This is a genomic window from Mesorhizobium sp. M1A.F.Ca.IN.020.06.1.1, from assembly GCF_004023265.1.
Classification (GTDB): Bacteria; Pseudomonadota; Alphaproteobacteria; order Rhizobiales; family Rhizobiaceae; genus Mesorhizobium.
This window is the reverse complement of record NZ_RZSR01000916.1, coordinates 1-2,404: the sequence shown is the minus strand read 5'-3', so window position 1 is coordinate 2,404 and position 2,404 is coordinate 1. Positions and strand designations below refer to the sequence as shown.

Below are 2,404 nucleotides of genomic sequence, written 5' to 3'. Positions count from 1 at the left end.
ACCCAGACCAGGTTTGGTAAGGAAACCAAGCCGCGCGACAAGCCGGAGAGTTGCGGCCGCTTCATCGAAAATCCAGACCGAGCTGAGCGTGGCGGCAAGTTTCGCCAACGCGCCAAAGACGGTGTTTCCCTGCCAACAGGAGCATCAGCATACTCATTGGGCGTTGTTCGGTCTGGACGTTTTCCCATTCGCGGAATCCTCGTTCGATGTCAGGCAGCTTGAATACGCAGCCATTCGCGATCCCAGATCCGTTGACCCTCCCCCAGAGGTTTCGGATACTGCACCCGCTTTAGCACTTCCTTGGACGGATTGAGTATTTCCGAATTCGCCATCCGCTTGTCAATGAACGGCTTGCTAGCCTCCATGCAGGACGCGGTCCCCAGCGTGTTGACGAAGTTTGCATATTGGCGCGGCTGAAAGAAGAAGTCGAAGAACTTCCAGACAACTGGCAGCCGCTCGGACGTGTTGACGGGAGCCCAGACATCGAGATAGCCGTATATGCCGTCCTCGGGCGCGACCCAAACGATGTTCTCATTCTCCTGTTGGGCCAAATAAATATCATAGTCCCAGCTCATCGCGATCGCAACTGAACCGTCAACCAACCCCCTCGAAATGTCCGTGTCTACGAACCGCTTCAAAAAGGGCTTAATCTCGATGATCTTGTCGGCGGCGCGCCTCACAGCGCTGCCGTCTGTCGACGAGATCGAGTCGCCGTTGACGATGAGCCCTGTCCCGATGACAAATTGCGGCTGGTTGAGGAACGTGATCTTGCCCTTATATTTCTCTGCTACCTTCCAGACATCGGCCCACGATTTCAAATCCTCTTTGACGATGTCGCGGCGGTAGCCGAATCCCGTTTTGCCGTAGTCAGTCGTGACGCAGCGGGGCTGCGATGCCGCCGCATAGCCGACTTTAAAGGCCTCGTCGACGTTGGCGTAGTTCGGCACTGCGCCCAGATCAACTGGAGCCGACACGCCCAAGTCGATGAGGCGCTGAACGTCGTTCTCGACGAGCAACATTATGTCCACCGCCGCGGGATCCGTCGCGAGCTTTGCGATCCGGTCCTCCTCGCCAGGGATTGATGCCAATCGGACGTCCGCGTCAGGATATGCCTTCCGAAAGTCGGGAATGTTGTCCTTTCCAATCCAGTCGGGCCAACCGCCTAACGTGATGGTGCCGCTGGTCAGTTGCTTGACGGATGCCTCGCCGCTGGCCCATGCCGATCCCAATCCTCCCAGCGACAGTGCAACGAGCCCGCCAGCCATCGAGTGGAATCGTCGCCGGTTGATCACGTTGCGTTGTGCATTGGCTACTCGCAGTTCCCACAGCTCTTTTTCGCTCTTTTTCATCGCTCCTACCTCACTCCCATCAGGTTAGGTTTAAGCCATCGTGTCTGTATTCCCATCGCCTTCGGAAAAAGCTCGCCGGTAGGGCATTACCCCATCGCATTGAATGCATTGCTTAGAGCTTTGCTCGAGAAATTATCATTTATCTGTTACGGCTCTAGTCGCGATGCGTTAGTGTCGATGCCAAGTACTTGGGCAGGAAAGGCCACCCGCGTTCCTTGCGTCCCTCTCAAAAACCTCGCCGTGTTCTAGGCGGGCAAGATATGTCCATAGTGTCTTCGCGCATGACCATCGCTGATGTAACCCTCTCTGACATCGACCCTAACAGCCTCCGCTTCCCGCTCCGATGCCGGTCCATATCCTCCACCCCCCCCACACTGGATTTCGAAAATCGCGTTCTTCGGAACCTCTACGCGCGTCGCCTTTCCAATCTCCTTAGTTCGTCCGTCTGGTAGGCGAAGCACTGCGCGGTTTGGCCGCCCCTTGTCCCCGCCTGCGAGACCCCAAGGCGGGTTCTTCGTCCGCTCGATCACACTCGTAACCCACGAGTCCTCAAGTGCTCGAAAGCTGATGTCAAGGCCAAGACCGCCGCGATAGCGACCAGCGCCGCCGGAATCCTGTGCTAGTTCAACCTTCTCAAAAAGCCAGGGATTTCTCGCTTCCCAGACCTCAGCAGAAGGAAAGCGTGTCGAAGTCTCGGAAATGTGCATCAAGCTGTTTGCGCCGTCTCCGGCCGCATGAGCTCCCTGTCCAACTGGGCATACAAAGGCGTCTGCCCATGGTTCACGCGTGCCTGACCGAAGCCCCCAGGGTACCACCGTAAGAATACAGCCCCCACTACTCGCCGGGACGCGCTCCGGCAGCGCAGTGGCGAGCGCTTTGTAGATAACTTCCATCGCCTGCAGAGTCGCCCAACCGACCAGGAAGCATGGAGAAGGGGGGAGCGGTTCAAACATTGATCCGGGTCGCGTAATGACCTCTATTGGGCGGAAGTGCCCTTGGTTCGGCTGGTCGCCGCGCCCTGCCAGCATCATGATCGCGACCGAAGTGGCTGAGAC

Annotated in this window: 2 protein-coding genes; one reads left to right on the top strand and one right to left on the bottom strand. The window is 57.5% G+C overall.

The features are described from left to right. Positions 1-222 (top strand): hypothetical protein (locus EOA60_RS38400; protein ID WP_206628302.1); only part of this gene is annotated, 222 nt, incomplete at its 5' end. Here the strand turns inward: EOA60_RS38400 and EOA60_RS28975 are convergent. Then, positions 210-1,349 (bottom strand): extracellular solute-binding protein, encoded by a 1,140-nt coding sequence (locus tag EOA60_RS28975; protein WP_127335270.1) that lies wholly within the window; start codon positions 1,347-1,349, stop codon positions 210-212. The genes EOA60_RS38400 and EOA60_RS28975 overlap by 13 nt on opposite strands. Positions 1,350-2,404: the final 1,055 nt, after the last annotated feature.

What these genes read in the sequence shown, in the direction of transcription:
- EOA60_RS28975 (WP_127335270.1), bottom strand. Translation starts at nt 1,349, where the DNA reads ATGAAAAAGAGCGAAAAAGAGCTGTGGGAACTGCGAGTAGCCAATGCA.